The sequence below is a fragment of the Streptomyces silvisoli genome, assembly GCF_029269905.1.
Classification (GTDB): Bacteria; Actinomycetota; Actinomycetes; order Streptomycetales; family Streptomycetaceae; genus Streptantibioticus_A; species Streptantibioticus_A silvisoli_A.
Genome location: NZ_JARJBC010000006.1, coordinates 207,255 through 221,735, shown reverse-complemented (window position 1 = coordinate 221,735; position 14,481 = coordinate 207,255). Strand labels below are relative to the sequence as shown.

Sequence of the window (14,481 nt, the reverse complement as noted above, 5' to 3'; positions counted from 1 at the left end):
GCGGCCGACACTAAGATGGTGCCCATGGCGAAGACCGGTACGACGACTCAGGGGCTGCGCGCGGCGATCGAGCGCAGCGGCTACTACCCGGCGCTCGTGGCGGAGGCCGTGGAGGCCTCGGTCGGCGGGGAACCGGTGGTGGCGTACCTGGTCAACCAAGAGACCACATTCGACGCCAACGAGGTGCGCCGACACATCACCGTCCTCGTCCTCACCCCCACCCGCTTCCTGGTCAGCCACACCGACGAACAGGGCGCGGACGACACCTCGCCCTCCCCGTACGCCACCACCTCCACCGAGTCCGTGAAGATAGGCCGGATCTCGTCCGTGGTGGTCAGCCGGGTCGTCGCCAACCCCGAGTCGTACACTCCCGGCACGCTGCCGCGCGAGGTGGTGCTCACCATAGGGTGGGGCGCCGTCAGCCGTATCGACCTGGAGCCCGCCGCCTGCGGCGACCCCAACTGCGACGCGGACCACGGCTTCACCGGCTCCTCCACCGCCGACGACCTCTCGCTGCGGGTGAGCGAGGCGGGCGACGGCCCGGAGGCGGTGCGCCAGACGCTCGCCTTCGCCCAGGCGCTCTCCGAAGCCACCGCCTCCGCTACGGCGCAGCGCTGATGGCGCAGCCTGCCGCGACCGGGCAGCACGGTTACCCCGCCCCGCTCGACATCCGCACCGCCCCCGCCCCCCGTTACGGGACGGCGGCCCTGGCCGACCTGCTGCCCGCGGTGGCGCGCGGCCTGTCGGTGCCGGGCGTTCCGGCCACCGCCCTGGACCTGACGCCGGCCGACCGGGTGTGCGTCTTCCTGGTGGACGGCATGGGCTGGGAACTGCTCAAGGCCCACCCGGACGAGGCGCCCTACCTGACCTCACTGCTGGGCAGTTCGCTGGGCGGCTCCGGTACCCCGCTCACGGCGGGCTTCCCGTCCACCACCGCCACCTCGCTGGCCTCGGTGGGCACCGGGCTGCCCCCGGGCGCGCACGGCCTGGCCGGGTACACGGTCGCCGTACCGGGGCAGCGCCAGTTGATGAACCAGTTGCGCTGGCAGCCGTGGACCGACCCGCACAAGTGGCAGCCGTACCCCACGGTCTTCCAGCTCAGCGACGCCGCGGGGGTGGCCACCTGCCAGGTGTCCGCACCGGCCTTCGAGCACACCCCGCTGACCCAGATCGCGCTGTCCGGCGGAACGTTTCACGGTCGGCTGACCGGCGAGGAGCGGATGGACCTGGCCGCCGACCGGCTGGCCGCCGCCGACCGCACGCTGGTCTACACGTACTACAGCGAACTCGACGGCATGGGGCACCGGCACGGTGTCGACTCCGATGCCTGGCGCGGCCAGTTGATGATGGTCGACCGGCTGGCGCAGCGGCTCGCCGAGCAACTCCCACCGCGCTCCGTGCTGTACGTCACCGCCGACCACGGGATGATCGACATCCCCTTCGACCCCGAGTCGCGGATCGACTTCGACGAGGACTGGGAGCTCGGCGCGGGCGTCGAGCTGCTCGGTGGCGAGGCGCGGGCCCGTCATGTCTACGCGGTGCCGGGCGCCGCCGCGGATGTGCACGCGGTGTGGAGCGAGGTGCTGGGCGACCGGATGTGGGTGGCCACGCGCGAACAGGCCATCGCCGCCGGGTGGTTCGGACCACGGGTGGACGAGCGGGTGCACGGCCGGATCGGCGACGTGGTGGCGGTGGCCCGGGACGACATCGCGGTGGTCGCCACCCGCAACGAGCCGGGCGAGTCCTCCATGGTCGGACTGCACGGCTCGCTCGCGCCGGTGGAACAGCTCGTACCGCTGCTCGAAGTGCGCGGCTAGACGCCTCCCGCCGGAGGCGTGGGGGTTCTGGGGCCTTGCTCCCGTGCCCTTCCTGCCGCCGGGCCGCGTGGCACCCTGTCGACATCCTCTTTCCGAAAGGCCCATGGCTGCTCCATGTCCGAACTGGTGTACTTCTGCGGGACCATGGACTGCGGCAAGAGCACGCTCGCCCTGCAGATCGAGCACAACCGCTCGGCGCGCGGCCTCCAGGGGCTGATCTTCACCCGCAGCGACCGTGCCGGCGCCGGTGTGCTCTCCTCCCGCCTCGGCCTGTCCACCAAGGCCGTCGAGGCCACGGACGACCTCGACTTCTACGGGTACGTGGTGGGCCACCTGTCCGGCGGCGGTCGCGCCGACTACGTGATAGCCGACGAGGCGCAGTTCTTCACCCCCGAGCAGGTCGACCAACTCGCCCGGGTGGTGGACGACTTGGAGCTGGACGTCTACGCCTTCGGCATCGCCACCGACTTCCGCACCCGCCTCTTCCCGGGATCCCAGCGCCTGGTGGAGCTGGCCGACCGGATCGAGGTGCTCCAGGTCGAGGCGCTGTGCTGGTGCGGCGCCCGGGCCACCCACAACGCGCGCACCGTGGACGGCCGGATGGTCGTCGAGGGCGCCCAGGTCGTGGTGGGCGACGTCAACCAGTCGCGGGGCGAGGTGGGTTACGAGGTGTTGTGCCGCCGTCACCATATTCGCCGGATGACGGCGGCCTCGGCTCGCGCGGCGGCGCTGTCCCCGGACGTGCTGCCCGTCGAACAGCACTGAGGTCCGGAGCCTGTCGGGCGGTTGTGCGACTGCCGCAGCCCACGACACGAGATCTACGGCTCGGTGGTCCTGACCACGGAGAACCGGGCGCCCTGCGGGTCCTCCACGGTCGCCGTCCGCCCGTACGCCGAGTCGTGCGGCCCGCGCAGCACCCGCCCGCCCAACTCCACCACGCGGCGCGCCGCCTCGTCGGTGTCCGCCACCGCGAAGTAGGTCATCCAGTGCGGCCCGCGGTCGCGTGGCACCGCCTGGCCGACGCCGTGGATCCCGGCCACCGGGCGGCCCTCCAGCAGAAGTGTCAGATAGTCCAGGTCGGCGGAGACCACGGCCTGCGTCTCGTAGCCGAAGACCGCGGTGTAGAACTTGCCGACGTTGGCCGACTCACGGGTGAGCAGCTCGTTCCACGCCAGCGTCCCCGGCTCGCCCACCACCCCGACCCCCAGGTGGGTGTTGGGCTGCCAGACCCCGAACACCGCTCCGCTCGGGTCGGCGGCGATCGCCATCCGGCCCGCCTCGTCGTCGGCGTCCAACGGCCCCACGGCCACCGTGCCACCGCAGTCGCGGACCAGCTCGCAGGTGGCGTCCGCGTCCTGCGAGCACAGGTAGGTGGTCCAGGCGACGGGCAGGCCGTGGCCCTTGGGGACCTCGCCGATCCCGGCGACGAGGCGGCCTTCCCGTAGCGCCCGGACATACGGCCCGAAGTGCTTGGGGCCGGGCTGGAACTCCCAGCCGAACAGCCTGCCGTAGAACTCCTCGGTCACCGGCAGGCTGCGCACCAACAGGCTGACCCAGCAGGGCGTGCCCTGGGGACGCCGGGCCGATACCTCGGTCATCGGATTCTCTCCTCGCGCGACGGTTAGCGGGGGACGAGCCAGAGATGATGCTGTCACCACTGGGCCCGTCGCGCGCCCCCACCGCGCCGCTTCCACGGTGGGCCGCGAGGAGGGTGCCCGGTTGGTCATCTCTTGTCCGTGTCACGACCGTTGCCGCCTCATGACGATCGGTATGCCGGGGTGAAACCGCCAACGGCCGTACCGGCGCCCGGAACCCGGTGCGGGGACAATGGCGGCATGGATGCCATCATCTCAGCGGCGGAGCTGCTCAGCGCCCTCCAGGACCGGACGATCCTCGATGTGCGCTACCAACTCGGCGGCCCGCCCGGTCAGCCGCAGTACGAGGCGGGACACATCCCCGGCGCCCGCTACGTCGACCTCGAGGCCGAACTCGCCGGGCCGCCCGGGGCGCACGGCCGCCATCCGCTGCCGGAACTCGACGTCTTCACCACGGCGATGCGCCGTGCCGGGGTCCGCGACGACCGGCAGGTCGTGGTCTACGACGGCGGGCAGGGCTGGGCGGCGGCCCGCGCCTGGTGGATGCTGCGCTGGGCGGGGCACCGGGACGTACGGGTGCTGGACGGCGGGCTGCCGGCCTGGACCGGCCCGCTGGAGACCGGCGAGTCACGGCCCGCCGAGGGCGACTTCACCGCCCGGCCGGGCGCGGCCCCGCTGCTGACCGCCGACGACGCGGCGGCGCTGGCCCGCACCGGGGTGCTGCTCGACGCCCGGGCGGCGGAGCGGTACCGCGGCGAGGTCGAGCCGATCGACCCGGTGGCCGGGCACATTCCGGGCGCGGTGAGCGCTCCGACGACCGAGAACATCGCCGAGGACGGCCGGTTCCGCTCGCCCGAGGAGTTGGCAAAGCGCTTCGCCGCCCTCGGTGTTGGGCAGGGCACCGAGGTCGGCGTCTACTGCGGCTCGGGCGTCTCGGCCGCCCAGCAGGTGCTGGCGCTCGCGGTGGCGGGCATTCCGGCCGCGCTGTACGTGGGTTCGTGGAGCGAGTGGTGCCATGACGGCAGCCGCCCGGTCGCCACGGGGGCGACGCCGTAGCGACCGGGCGGCTCCGGGGGGCGCTTTGGGGCGCGCCGGGGGCTGCCGGGCGCACCCGGCAGCCCCCGGCGCGCTAGTCCTGCTTCTTACGACGGCTGCCGAAGACGATCTCGTCCCAACTCGGCACCGTGGCCCGCCGACCCGGCCGTACCCCGTCCGCCTCCGCCTGGCGGTCGGTGGTGCCGACCAGCCGCTCGCGGTGGCCGGCCACCGAACGCGGCATCAGCACGTCCGCGTAGGCGGAGCCGGCGCCCGCGCTGGCCGCCGGGGCGGGCGGCGCCTCCTCCACCTCCGCGGGCTCGTCGTCCGGCTCGGTGGCCGAGGCCGTCTCGGAGCTCGTGGAGGTGGGCGGGACCACCATGTCGCCGCGGAAGCTCGGCACCGCCTCCAGCAGGCTGGTCAGCGAGTCCTTGCCGTCCTCGGGACGCTCCTCGGACTGCTCGGCGCGGTCGGCGCGCTCGACCCGGTCCACACGGTCGATGCGCGGCGTGCCGCGGTCCAGCGGACGGTCCCTGGGCAGCCGGGCGATCCGCGGTACGAACGGGAAGCTCGGCTCCGGCTGCTCCGGCACCGTCTCGCCGATGAGCGCCCGCGCCTCGTCGTCCACCGCCTGCACGAGCCGCCGGGGCGGGTCGTACGTCCAGGTGGCCGAGTGCGGTTCACCCGCGACCCGGTAGACCAGCAGCACCTCCCAGGTGCCGTCGTCCCGCCGCCAGGAGTCCCACTGGGCGCTGTCCTTCTCCGCGCCGCGCAGCAGCAGCCGTTCGGCCACCGCCTCGCCCAACTGCGGGCCGGTGCTCTCGCCCTGCCGCCGTACCGGCGTCTTGCGGGCCCGCTCGGCCATGAACGCCCGCTCCGCCAGCACCGGTCCCTCGAAACGCCGAACGCGTTCGACGGGGATCCCGGCGAGCTGCGCCACCTCCTCAGCGGAGGCGCCCGCTCGTATGCGGGCCTGGATGTCACGCGGGCGCAGATGGCTCTCGACCTCGATCTCGATCTGTCCGAGGCGGGCTCTGTCGTTGCGTACGGCGGCGCGCAGCCGCTCGTCGATGGGGAGGGTGTACTCCGTGTTGTCCGCAGCTTTGAGCACCAGTCGTGTGCCGTCGTTGCTCACGGCCACGACACGCAGATCGGGCATGGGGACCTCCCGGGTGGTGCCTGCCGACGTCACGTGCGTCGCTGCTCCCGAAGAACGAGTGTGGCCTGCCCGGCTCCGGCCTGCCACAACCTTGCCGACTTACCCGGCGTGTCGGGCACCTTCCCCAACGCGCCGTTATGGCACGGTTACCTATTCGCAACTGAAAGTGACGAGCTTCATCACTCCCTGTCACAAACTGTCGCGAATGCCAGTCCTGCTGGGCGGCGCCTGGCTGGCGGCACCTTCGGGACCCCTCCCGCAGGATCCGGGCAGCCGGACGGGAAACCGGTGCACGGGCTGGCAACAGTACTCCATTCGGGCCACTTCGGTGCAGCACCGCGCCGCCGATGTTCCGGGGGAGTGGGGGGAGTTGGGCTGGGCTCCGGGTGGGCGCCCGGTTTTCCGCGTGGCGATGTTCACACAATCTTCAGAACCGGAACTGACGCTTTTGCTTGTCGGTCCTTTCTGTGTGCAAGGTGGAAGAGACCGACAAGCAAGGGACGGGGATGGATGTCAAGGCGGAAAACGGTACGAAACCGAACAAGAAGCGCATCGATCTCAGCCTGACCCAAGTCGCCGGTAGCGGCGCCGCCGCACTGGTGGCGGCCTATCTCGCGTCCTTCCTGGGCGTCTACGGAACGATCCTCGGCGCGGCCGTGGTCAGCGTGCTCGCCACCACCGGCGGCGCGATCTTCCAGCACCTCTTCCGCCGCACCGGCGAACAACTGCGCGACGCGACCACCCCGATGGTCCGGACGCAGAACCGGCGCACGGGCCCGGCGGACGATGCCACCAGAATGCTCCCCGCGTACGCCAGATCGGCGGCGAACGACCCGACCGCCGTGGTGCCGAAGGCCGAGCCGGACACCGCGCTGCTGATGCCGCGGCTGCCGCACGACGAGTCGTACAGCGAGTCGACCCTGCACGGCACCCGCTGGCGCGGCTGGCGCCGCTCGCTGCTGGCAGCCGGAGTGGTGTTCGCCCTGGCCATGGCCGTGTTCACCACCATCGAACTGGCCTCGGGCAGCCCGCTGTCCCGCACCTCGATCGGCCAGGCGGTCAACCCCGGTGGCGCGCGCCACGCGCCGACCGTCCCCGGCCACCAGCCGAGTACGGTGCCCAGCGGCGGTTCCAGCGAGTCCGGCACCGGCGGCGGCACGACCCCGTCGCAGGACCCGTCGACCGCAACGGGCGGTTCCACGCCGTCGGAGCAGCCGAGCGCTGGACCATCACAGGGAGGTGGCGCGGCCAGCCCCAACACCACGCCGTCGCAGGCGCCTTCGCCGGGCCCGTCGCACGGCACCGGCTCGGACGGCGGCGACAGCGGCAGCGGTCAGGGCGCGGGCGGCGGTCCGGGCCAGCCGGGCGCCGCCCAGCCCTCCCCGCGGGGCGGTTCCGGTACCGGCGCCCAGTGAGCCGGTACCGGACGGCCGGTCACTCGCCCAGCACCCTGCGCAGGTAGTCGTTGGCGAACAGGCGCTGCGGGTCCAGCCGGTCCCGTAGCGCCTGGAACTCGCCGAAGCGCGGGTAGACCCGCGCGAGGTACTCCGCGTCGCGGGAGTGCAACTTGCCCCAGTGCGGGCGCCCCTGGTGGGCGGTCATGATCCGCTCCACCGCCGTGAAGTACTCCTGGTGGCGGCTGCCCCGGTACATGTGCACCGCGACATAGGCGGTGTCCCGCCCGGAGGCGGTGGACAGCGTGATGTCGTCGGCCGGGGCCACCCGCACCTCCACGGGGAAGCTGATCCGCAGCCCGGAGCGCTCGACCATGGTCTTCAGCTCGCGCAGCGCGCTGGTGGCGGCCGCCCGCGGAACGGCGTACTCCATCTCGATGAACCGCACCCGGCGCGGACTGGTGAACACCTTGTACGCGGCGTCGGTGTAGGTCCGCGCGGACAGCGCGCGGCTGGACACCTTCGCGATGGCCGGAATGGCCGGCGGCACGGCCTTGCCCAGTGCGCAGACCGCCTGGAAGACCCCGTTGGACAGCAACTCGTCGTCCAGCCAGCCGCGTACGGGGTGCAGCGGGGCCGCCGGACCCAGACTGCGGTTGTTGCGCTTGGTGTTGCAACTGTCGGTGTGCGGGAACCAGTAGAACTCGAAGTGCTCGTTCTCGGCCACCAGTTGGTCAAACGTGCTCAACACCGTGTCGAACGGCATGGGTTCCTCGCGCGCGGTGAGCAGGAACGACGGTTCCACGCCGAACGTGATCGCGCTGACCACGCCGAGCGCGCCGAGGCCGACCCGGGCGGCGGCGAACACCTCCGGGTTCCGCTTGGCCGAGCAGTCCAGTACCGAGCCGTCGGCCAGCACCAGCTCAAGTCCCTTGACCTGGGCGGCGATCGACGCCGAGTCGCGCCCGGTGCCATGGGTTCCGGTGCTGGTCGCACCGGCGACGGTCTGCTGCTGGATGTCGCCCATGTTGATCAGCGACAGGCCGGCCGAGTCCAGCAGCCGGTTCAACCGGTGCAGCGGCAGGCCCGCTTCGACGGTGACGGTGCCCGCGGCGCGGTCCACCGCGCGCACAGCGGTCAGCCGGTCCGGGCGGATCAGCAGTCCGTCGGTGGCGGCGACCGCGGTGAAGGAGTGCCCGGTGCCCACCGCCTTGGCCGTCAGTCCGTCCTCGGCCGCCTGGCGCACGGCGGCGGCCAGTTCGTCCACAGAGGCGGGGGAAACGATCCTGCGCGGTCGCACGGTCACATTTCCGGCCCAGTTACGCCACGTAGTCGTCTCGCTGGTGGTGCTCGTCGTACTCGTCACGCTGCGGCCCCTCCCGCTCCGGCGCCGGACGCAGCCGGCGGTGCCCGAGGAACGCCGCCGCCGCGGCCAGCGCCCCGGCGGCCGCTGGCACCGCGTACCCCGTCCCGGCGCCGGACGCGTCCACGACCGACCCGGCGGCGGAGGAGCCGAGGGCCACCCCGACCGCGAGCCCGGTGCTCGTCCAGGTCATGCCCTCGGTCAGCTGCGCGCGCGGCACCAACTGCTCGACCAGCGCCATGGTGGTGACCATCGTCGGGGCGATCGACAGCCCGGCGACGAACAGCGCCACGGCCAGGGCGGGCAGGTTCCCGACCAGTTGGAGGGGGATCATACTCACGGCCATCGCGCACACCCCCAGAAGGAAGCGGCGCGAAGCGCTGCCCTTCGGGCGCAGCAGCCCGAACACGGCTCCGGCGCAGCAGGAGCCCAGCGCGTACACCGCCAGCACCACGCTCGCCGCGGGCTTGTGCCCCTGCTCCTGGGCGAAGGCCACCGTGACCACGTCCACCGCGCCGAAGATCGCGCCGGTGGCGGTGAAGGTGACCACCAGCACCTGGAGCCCGGCCGACCGCAGCGCGGAGCCACCCGTACGGTGCTCACCCGGCTGCGGCACCGGCTCGGTGCCCCGCTGGGCGGTCAGCCAGCAGACCCCGACCGCCAGGAAGCCCGCGGCCAGCAGCGGTCCGGCCTCGGGGAACCAGGCGGTGCTCAGTCCGATGGACAGGATCGGCCCGAAGATGAAGCAGACCTCGTCGAGCACCGACTCGAACGAGTAGGCGGCGTGCAGTCGGCAGGAGTCGCGGTGGATCGCCGCCCAGCGCGCCCGCACCATCGACCCCAGGCTCGGCGTGGCGCCCGCCCCCGTCACGCACACGAACAGCGCCCAGTCCGGCGCCCCGAGCCGTACGCACACCAGCAGTGCGGCCACCGCGGCCACGGTCACCGTGGCGGCGGGCCGCAGCACCGTCCGCTGCCCGTAGCGGTCCACCAGACGGGAGATCTGCGGGCCGATGACCGCGGCGGCCAGCGCGAGCGTCGCCGACAGCCCGCCCGCCAGCCCGTAGCGCCCGTTGACCTGGGAGATCATCGTCACTATCCCGATGCCGAGCATGGACAGCGGCATCCGGCCGAGGAACCCGGCGGCCGAGAACCCCTTGGTGCCAGGGGCGGCGAATATCGCGCGGTAGGGGGCGAGCACGGGCGCTCCAGGCGGCTCAGTCAGCTGAGGGAAGGACGGGGCAAGACGCGGTAGATGGCTTATACAGCTTATGGATGGGGCGCAAGGGGTTTTCCGGCACGATCGGCACCCGCCTGGCGTCTCGGCCGCCGGTGGCGGATGGCAGGATCGGAGCCATGGCCGATCAGCTGGACCCCACTCCCTACGACGCCCTGTTGCTGCTGTCCTTCGGCGGCCCCGAGGGGCCCGACGACGTGGTGCCGTTCCTGGAGAACGTCACCGCCGGGCGCGGCATCCCGCGCGAGCGGCTGAAGGAGGTCGGGCGGCACTACTACCTCTTCGGCGGGGTCAGCCCGATCAACGCGCAGAACCGCGAACTGCTGCAGGCGCTGCGCAAGGACTTCGCCGAGCACGGCCTGGACCTTCCGGTCTACTGGGGCAACCGCAACTGGGCGCCCTATCTGACCGACACTCTGCGCACCATGGTGGACGACGGACACCGCCGCGTCCTGGTGCTGGCCACCAGTGCCTACGCCTCGTACTCCGGCTGCCGCCAGTACCGCGAGAACCTCGCCGACGCGCTCGCCACACTGGCCGCCGAGGGCCGCGAGCTGCCGCGGGTGGACAAGCTGCGGCACTACTTCAACCACCCCGGTTTCGTACGGCCGATGATCGACGCGGTGCTCCGCGCTCTCGCCGAACTGCCCGAGGACGTACGGTCCGGCGCGCACCTGGCGTTCACCACCCACTCGATCCCGACCGCCGCCGCCGACACCTCCGGCCCCGTCGAGGCACACGGCGACGGCGGCGCCTACGTCGCCGAGCACCTGGACACCGCGAGGGTGATCGCCGACGCGGTACGCGAGGCGACCGGCGTCGAGCGGCCCTGGCGGCTCGTCTACCAGTCGCGCAGCGGCGCCCCGCACATCCCGTGGCTGGAGCCGGACGTCTGCGACCACCTGGAGGCCGAACACGCCGCCGGGGCGCCCGCGGTGGTGATGGTTCCGATCGGGTTCGTCTCCGACCACATGGAGGTCAAGTACGACCTCGACACCGAGGCCGCCGCCAAGGCCGCCGAACTGGGGTTGCCGGTCGCCCGTGCGGCGACCGTGGGCGCCGACCCGCGGTTCGCCGCCGCCGTGCGCGAACTGGTGCTGGAGCGGTCCGCCGTGGAGCGCGGCGAGAGCGTCCAGCGCTGCGCGCTGGGCGAGTTGGGGCCGAGCCATGACGTCTGCCCGATCGGCTGCTGCCCGGCCCGCGGCCCGCGCCCGGCCGCCGCGGGCCTCGACTGAGACCGCCGAGCCCGATGCCGTACGAGAGGACCACTGTGGAAGACCTGGACCGTGAACTCCTGGAGATCGCGCTGGACGCCGCGGAGCGCGCCGGTGCGCTGCTGCGCGACGGCAGGCCCGGTGACCTGGCGGTGGCCGCCACCAAGACCAGTCCGATCGACGTGGTGACCGAGATGGACATCGCCGCGGAGAAGCTGATCACCGGGCTGATCGCCGAACGGCGCCCGGACGACGGCCTGTTGGGGGAGGAGGGCGCCAGTGTCCAGGGCAGCAGCGGGGTGCGGTGGGTCATCGACCCGCTGGACGGCACCGTCAACTACCTTTACGGGCTGCCCTCCTGGGCGGTGAGCATCGCGGCGCAGCGCGACGGGCGGACCGTCGTCGGCGTGGTGGCGGCGCCGATGCGCCGGGAGACGTACCACGCGGTGCTGGGCGGCGGCGCGCACGTCAACGGTGCGGCGGTGCGCTGCCGTACCGCCCCCGCGTTCGAGCAGGCGCTGATCGGCACCGGTTTCGGCTACCTCACCGAGCGGCGGGCCGCCCAGGCCGAGGTGGTGCGCGCACTGCTGCCCCGGGTCCGGGACATCCGCCGCGGTGGCTCGGCGGCGATCGACCTGTGCGACCTTGGCTGCGGTCGGCTGGACGGCTACTACGAGCGGGGGCTGAACGCCTGGGACTACGCGGCGGGTGAGCTGTTCGCCCGGGAGGCCGGAGCGCTCACCGGGGGCAGGCCGGGCCAGCCGGCGTCCACCGAGCTGACGGTGGCCGCGCCCGCCGGTCTGTTCGAGCCGCTCCAGGGGCTGCTGGACGAACTGGGCGCCTGGCACGACTGAGCCGCGCCGACGGCCCGGATGCGCCCGCGCCCCGGACGCCTCGATGAGGCGTCCGGGGCGCGGTACACGTCAGTGATTCGGTCCCGAAATAAAAAAGAGCGCGAAGCCGCGCCTTCACCTGGCGGAATCAGGCGACCTTGCGAGAGACCACGACACCGTGCTCGGCGGCGAGGCGGTGCAGGTCGTCAAGCTCGGCCTGCTCCACCTCGGCCAGGAACTCGTCTCCGGTCTCCAGGGCACGGTGCAGGTCGGACTCGGCATTCCGTATGCGTTGCATGATTCCGGTGGTGAATGCGTCCATGAGGCGCCCCCTCGTTGTCGTCGGTGGCACAAGGTGGTGTGTCTGCTCTGGGCGATCACTGTGAACGCGCACGGATACGCGCGAGGTGTGGGTCGTGACCGCGGGGTTGCAGTCGTCTTCCCCTGCCCCGGCGGAACGGAAACCTCCTTATGCCGGAGAAGTTTGCCGACGGCCTCGCCGCCGCCCTCCGCCGGACGTACTCCCGTACTCCCGCACGGCCGCTTACCGGTGTTTTATGGGCATCCAAGGCAGGATGTAGGGACACCCAGTCTGTTTTCGTGGAAGGAACCTGCCTCGTGCGCGTACTCGTCGTCGAGGACGAGCAGCTGCTCGCCGATGCCGTGGCCACCGGCCTGCGCCGGGAGGCCATGGCCGTCGATGTCGTCTACGACGGCGCTGCCGCCCTGGAGCGCATCGGGGTCAACGACTACGACGTGGTGGTCCTCGACCGCGACCTTCCCGTGGTGCACGGCGACGAGGTGTGCCGCAAGCTGGTCGGCCTCGGGCTGCCCACCCGGGTACTCATGCTGACCGCCGCGGGCGACGTCAGCGACCGGGTCGAGGGCCTGGAACTGGGCGCCGACGACTACCTGCCCAAGCCGTTCGCGTTCAGCGAGCTGACCGCCCGGGTGCGTGCCCTGGGCCGGCGCACCAGCGTGCCGCTGCCCCCGGTGCTGGAGCGGGCCGGGATCAAGCTGGACCCGAACCGCCGCGAGGTCTTCCGGGACGGCAAGGAGGTGCATCTGGCGCCCAAGGAGTTCGCGGTGCTTGAGGTGCTCCTGCGCAGCGAGGGGTCGGTGGTCTCCGCCGAGCAGCTGCTGGAGAAGGCGTGGGACGAGAACACCGACCCGTTCACCAACGTGGTGCGCGTGACGGTGATGACGCTGCGTCGCAAGCTCGGCGAGCCCGCCGTCATCGTGACGGTGCCCGGCTCGGGATACCGGATCTGATCCGCCATGGCCGTCTCGTCCTCCCCCTCCTCGTCCCCGGTGTCCGGACCGCCGCCCAAGACCCCGCCGAAGCCGACGTGGGACCCGCGCCCCGCGGAGGCCACCGGCCCCTGGCTGCGGCCGACGATCCGGATAAGGCTGACCGTGCTGTACGGCGGCATGTTCCTGATCGCCGGTGTACTGCTGCTGCTGATCATCTACCTGCTCGCCGCGCAGGCCATGCACTCCGGTGACGAGGCGCCGTTCCGGCTGTACAGCGGCAAGGTGCAGATCACCAGCAACACCTGTCCCGGGCTGTCCGATCCCAGCCTGACCACGTCGAACTTCAACGACGCCCTCGACCAGTGCATGCGGGCGCAGCGCGAGCACGCGCTGAGCGACCTGCTGCGCCGCTCGCTGCTGGCGCTGCTCGGCCTGACGGTGGTCGCGTTCGCCTTCGGCTATGTGATGGCCGGACGGGTGCTGGCGCCGCTGGGCCGGATCATGCGCACCGCCCGGGCGGTGGCCGGCTCCGACCTGTCCCGGCGGATCGAGATGGACGGCCCGGACGACGAGCTGAAGGAGCTGGCCGACACCTTCGACGACATGCTCGACCGGCTGGGGCGCTCCTTCGAGTCGCAACGCCGCTTCGTCTCCAACGCCTCCCATGAGCTGCGCACGCCGCTGGCGATCAACCGCACCCTGCTGGAGGTGCAGCTCGCCGACCCCAACGCCTCGCCCGACCTGCAGCAGCTGGGCAAGACGCTGCTGGCCACCAATCTGCGCAGCGAGCAGCTGGTCGAGGGGCTCTTGCTGCTCGCCCGCAGCGACAACGAGGTGGTGGAGCGCAAACCGGTCGATCTCGCCGAGGTGGCCACCCAGGCGCTCGACCAGACCCGCGCCGAGGCCGTCGCCAAGGGCGTGGAGCTGCGCGGCGAGAACCTCCGGCCCGCGGTGGTGCGGGGCAGCGGGGTGCTGCTGGAGCGGATCGCGCTCAACCTGGTGCAGAACGCGGTGCGCTACAACGCTCCGGACGGCTGGGTGGAGGTCAACACGGCCACCGAGGACGGCCAGGCCGTGCTGACCGTCGCCAACACCGGCCCGGTGGTCCCGGCGTACGAGCTGGACAACATCTTCGAGCCGTTCCGCAGGCTGCGTACCGAGCGCACTCACAGCGACAAGGGCGTCGGGCTCGGCCTGTCGATCGTCCGGTCGGTGGCCCGGGCGCACGGCGGCTCGATCACCGCCACGCCCCGGGACGGAGGCGGCCTGGTGATGCGGGTCGCCATCCCGCTGTGACCTGCGACGTGACCAGCGGGGTAACCCGATCGGGCGATAGTGTGCGGCGCGCCCGGGACGCGTTCGCTTCGCGCGGAATTTTCTGATCTGTCCGACCGTTTGGCCCCCTGTGACCGATCGCACATGCGATTTCGGCCATGCATACTCTGAGTGATCAGTTCACTTGCGCAAAAAGCCGAAAAATCCATGTTTCCGCAGGTCATGATCACGGGAAGTACACGTGACGGCGTGAGTGAAGTGCGACATTCGGACCGTGTTCGGTCCTGATAGGCAGCCCACCCGAT

14 protein-coding genes are annotated in these 14,481 nt (G+C 72.0%); 9 read left to right on the top strand and 5 right to left on the bottom strand.

Annotated elements, in window-relative coordinates; translation table 11 throughout:
* Positions 1-24: 24 nt before the first annotated feature.
* From P3G67_RS12685 to P3G67_RS12675, 3 genes are all read left to right on the top strand, one after another.
* Positions 25-618, top strand: coding sequence for a DUF5998 family protein (locus tag P3G67_RS12685; RefSeq protein ID WP_269856582.1), 594 nt, complete (start codon positions 25-27; stop codon positions 616-618).
* Entirely contained in the window at positions 618-1,817 is a 1,200-nt protein-coding gene (locus tag P3G67_RS12680; protein ID WP_276093538.1) for an alkaline phosphatase family protein, read from the top strand. The genes P3G67_RS12685 and P3G67_RS12680 overlap by 1 nt, the downstream gene beginning before the upstream one ends.
* Positions 1,818-1,931: 114 nt before the next feature.
* The gene (locus P3G67_RS12675) at positions 1,932-2,582 is read left to right on the top strand and encodes a thymidine kinase (protein ID WP_276093537.1); all 651 of its coding nucleotides are present in this window, start codon (positions 1,932-1,934) and stop codon (positions 2,580-2,582) included.
* A gap of 53 nt (positions 2,583-2,635) precedes the next feature.
* Here P3G67_RS12675 and P3G67_RS12670 read toward each other — a convergent pair whose 3' ends face one another.
* A complete protein-coding gene (locus P3G67_RS12670) occupies positions 2,636-3,415 on the bottom strand; it encodes a VOC family protein (protein WP_276093536.1) in 780 nt (259 codons plus the stop codon).
* Positions 3,416-3,652: 237 nt separating this feature from the next.
* Here P3G67_RS12670 and P3G67_RS12665 point away from each other — a divergent pair, with 237 nt between their 5' ends.
* The gene (locus P3G67_RS12665; protein WP_276093535.1) at positions 3,653-4,468 is read left to right on the top strand and encodes a sulfurtransferase; all 816 of its coding nucleotides are present in this window, start codon (positions 3,653-3,655) and stop codon (positions 4,466-4,468) included.
* Positions 4,469-4,541: 73 nt separating this feature from the next.
* Here P3G67_RS12665 and sepH read toward each other — a convergent pair whose 3' ends face one another.
* A complete protein-coding gene (gene sepH, locus P3G67_RS12660; RefSeq protein WP_276093534.1) occupies positions 4,542-5,639 on the bottom strand; it encodes a septation protein SepH in 1,098 nt (365 codons plus the stop codon).
* Positions 5,640-6,112: 473 nt separating this feature from the next.
* Between sepH and P3G67_RS12655 the strand changes: the two genes are divergently transcribed.
* Positions 6,113-7,021, top strand: coding sequence for a hypothetical protein (locus P3G67_RS12655; RefSeq protein WP_276093533.1), 909 nt, complete (start codon positions 6,113-6,115; stop codon positions 7,019-7,021).
* A gap of 19 nt (positions 7,022-7,040) precedes the next feature.
* Here the strand turns inward: P3G67_RS12655 and P3G67_RS12650 are convergent, their stop codons facing one another.
* Both P3G67_RS12650 and P3G67_RS12645 read right to left on the bottom strand, forming a co-directional pair.
* Complete coding sequence (locus P3G67_RS12650; RefSeq protein ID WP_276093532.1) at positions 7,041-8,366, bottom strand: D-arabinono-1,4-lactone oxidase; 1,326 nt, start codon at positions 8,364-8,366, stop codon at positions 7,041-7,043.
* On the bottom strand, positions 8,320-9,564 hold the full coding sequence (locus P3G67_RS12645) for an MFS transporter (protein ID WP_276093531.1): 1,245 nt from the start codon (positions 9,562-9,564) through the stop codon (positions 8,320-8,322). Before P3G67_RS12645 ends, P3G67_RS12650 begins: the two co-directional genes overlap by 47 nt.
* Before the next feature lie 155 nt (positions 9,565-9,719).
* Between P3G67_RS12645 and P3G67_RS12640 the strand changes: the two genes are divergently transcribed.
* Both P3G67_RS12640 and P3G67_RS12635 read left to right on the top strand, forming a co-directional pair.
* Entirely contained in the window at positions 9,720-10,835 is a 1,116-nt protein-coding gene (locus P3G67_RS12640) for a ferrochelatase (RefSeq protein ID WP_269856573.1), read from the top strand.
* Positions 10,836-10,849: 14 nt separating this feature from the next.
* Positions 10,850-11,668, top strand: coding sequence for an inositol monophosphatase family protein (locus P3G67_RS12635; RefSeq protein ID WP_276093530.1), 819 nt, complete (start codon positions 10,850-10,852; stop codon positions 11,666-11,668).
* 127 nt (positions 11,669-11,795) lie between these two features.
* Here P3G67_RS12635 and P3G67_RS12630 read toward each other — a convergent pair whose 3' ends face one another.
* Complete coding sequence (locus P3G67_RS12630; protein WP_269856571.1) at positions 11,796-11,969, bottom strand: hypothetical protein; 174 nt, start codon at positions 11,967-11,969, stop codon at positions 11,796-11,798.
* Between the two features lie 296 nt (positions 11,970-12,265).
* On the opposite strand from P3G67_RS12630, the gene P3G67_RS12625 reads away from it, so the two are divergent.
* Both P3G67_RS12625 and P3G67_RS12620 read left to right on the top strand, forming a co-directional pair.
* Complete coding sequence (locus P3G67_RS12625) at positions 12,266-12,919, top strand: response regulator transcription factor (RefSeq protein ID WP_255930808.1); 654 nt, start codon at positions 12,266-12,268, stop codon at positions 12,917-12,919.
* 6 nt (positions 12,920-12,925) lie between these two features.
* Positions 12,926-14,197, top strand: a complete 1,272-nt coding sequence (locus P3G67_RS12620) for a sensor histidine kinase (RefSeq protein WP_276093529.1) — start codon at positions 12,926-12,928, stop codon at positions 14,195-14,197.
* Positions 14,198-14,481: the final 284 nt, after the last annotated feature.

Bases quoted from the DNA above. Each gene is read 5' to 3' on its own strand.
- P3G67_RS12685 (WP_269856582.1), top strand. From the start codon at position 25: ATGGCGAAGACCGGTACGACGACTCAGGGGCTGCGCGCGGCGATCGAG.
- P3G67_RS12680 (WP_276093538.1), top strand. From the start codon at position 618: ATGGCGCAGCCTGCCGCGACCGGGCAGCACGGTTACCCCGCCCCGCTC.
- P3G67_RS12675 (WP_276093537.1), top strand. From the start codon at position 1,932: ATGTCCGAACTGGTGTACTTCTGCGGGACCATGGACTGCGGCAAGAGC.
- P3G67_RS12670 (WP_276093536.1), bottom strand. From the start codon at position 3,415: ATGACCGAGGTATCGGCCCGGCGTCCCCAGGGCACGCCCTGCTGGGTC.
- P3G67_RS12665 (WP_276093535.1), top strand. From the start codon at position 3,653: ATGGATGCCATCATCTCAGCGGCGGAGCTGCTCAGCGCCCTCCAGGAC.
- P3G67_RS12655 (WP_276093533.1), top strand. From the start codon at position 6,113: ATGGATGTCAAGGCGGAAAACGGTACGAAACCGAACAAGAAGCGCATC.
- P3G67_RS12640 (WP_269856573.1), top strand. From the start codon at position 9,720: ATGGCCGATCAGCTGGACCCCACTCCCTACGACGCCCTGTTGCTGCTG.
- P3G67_RS12635 (WP_276093530.1), top strand. From the start codon at position 10,850: ATGCCGTACGAGAGGACCACTGTGGAAGACCTGGACCGTGAACTCCTG.
- P3G67_RS12630 (WP_269856571.1), bottom strand. From the start codon at position 11,969: ATGGACGCATTCACCACCGGAATCATGCAACGCATACGGAATGCCGAG.
- P3G67_RS12620 (WP_276093529.1), top strand. From the start codon at position 12,926: ATGGCCGTCTCGTCCTCCCCCTCCTCGTCCCCGGTGTCCGGACCGCCG.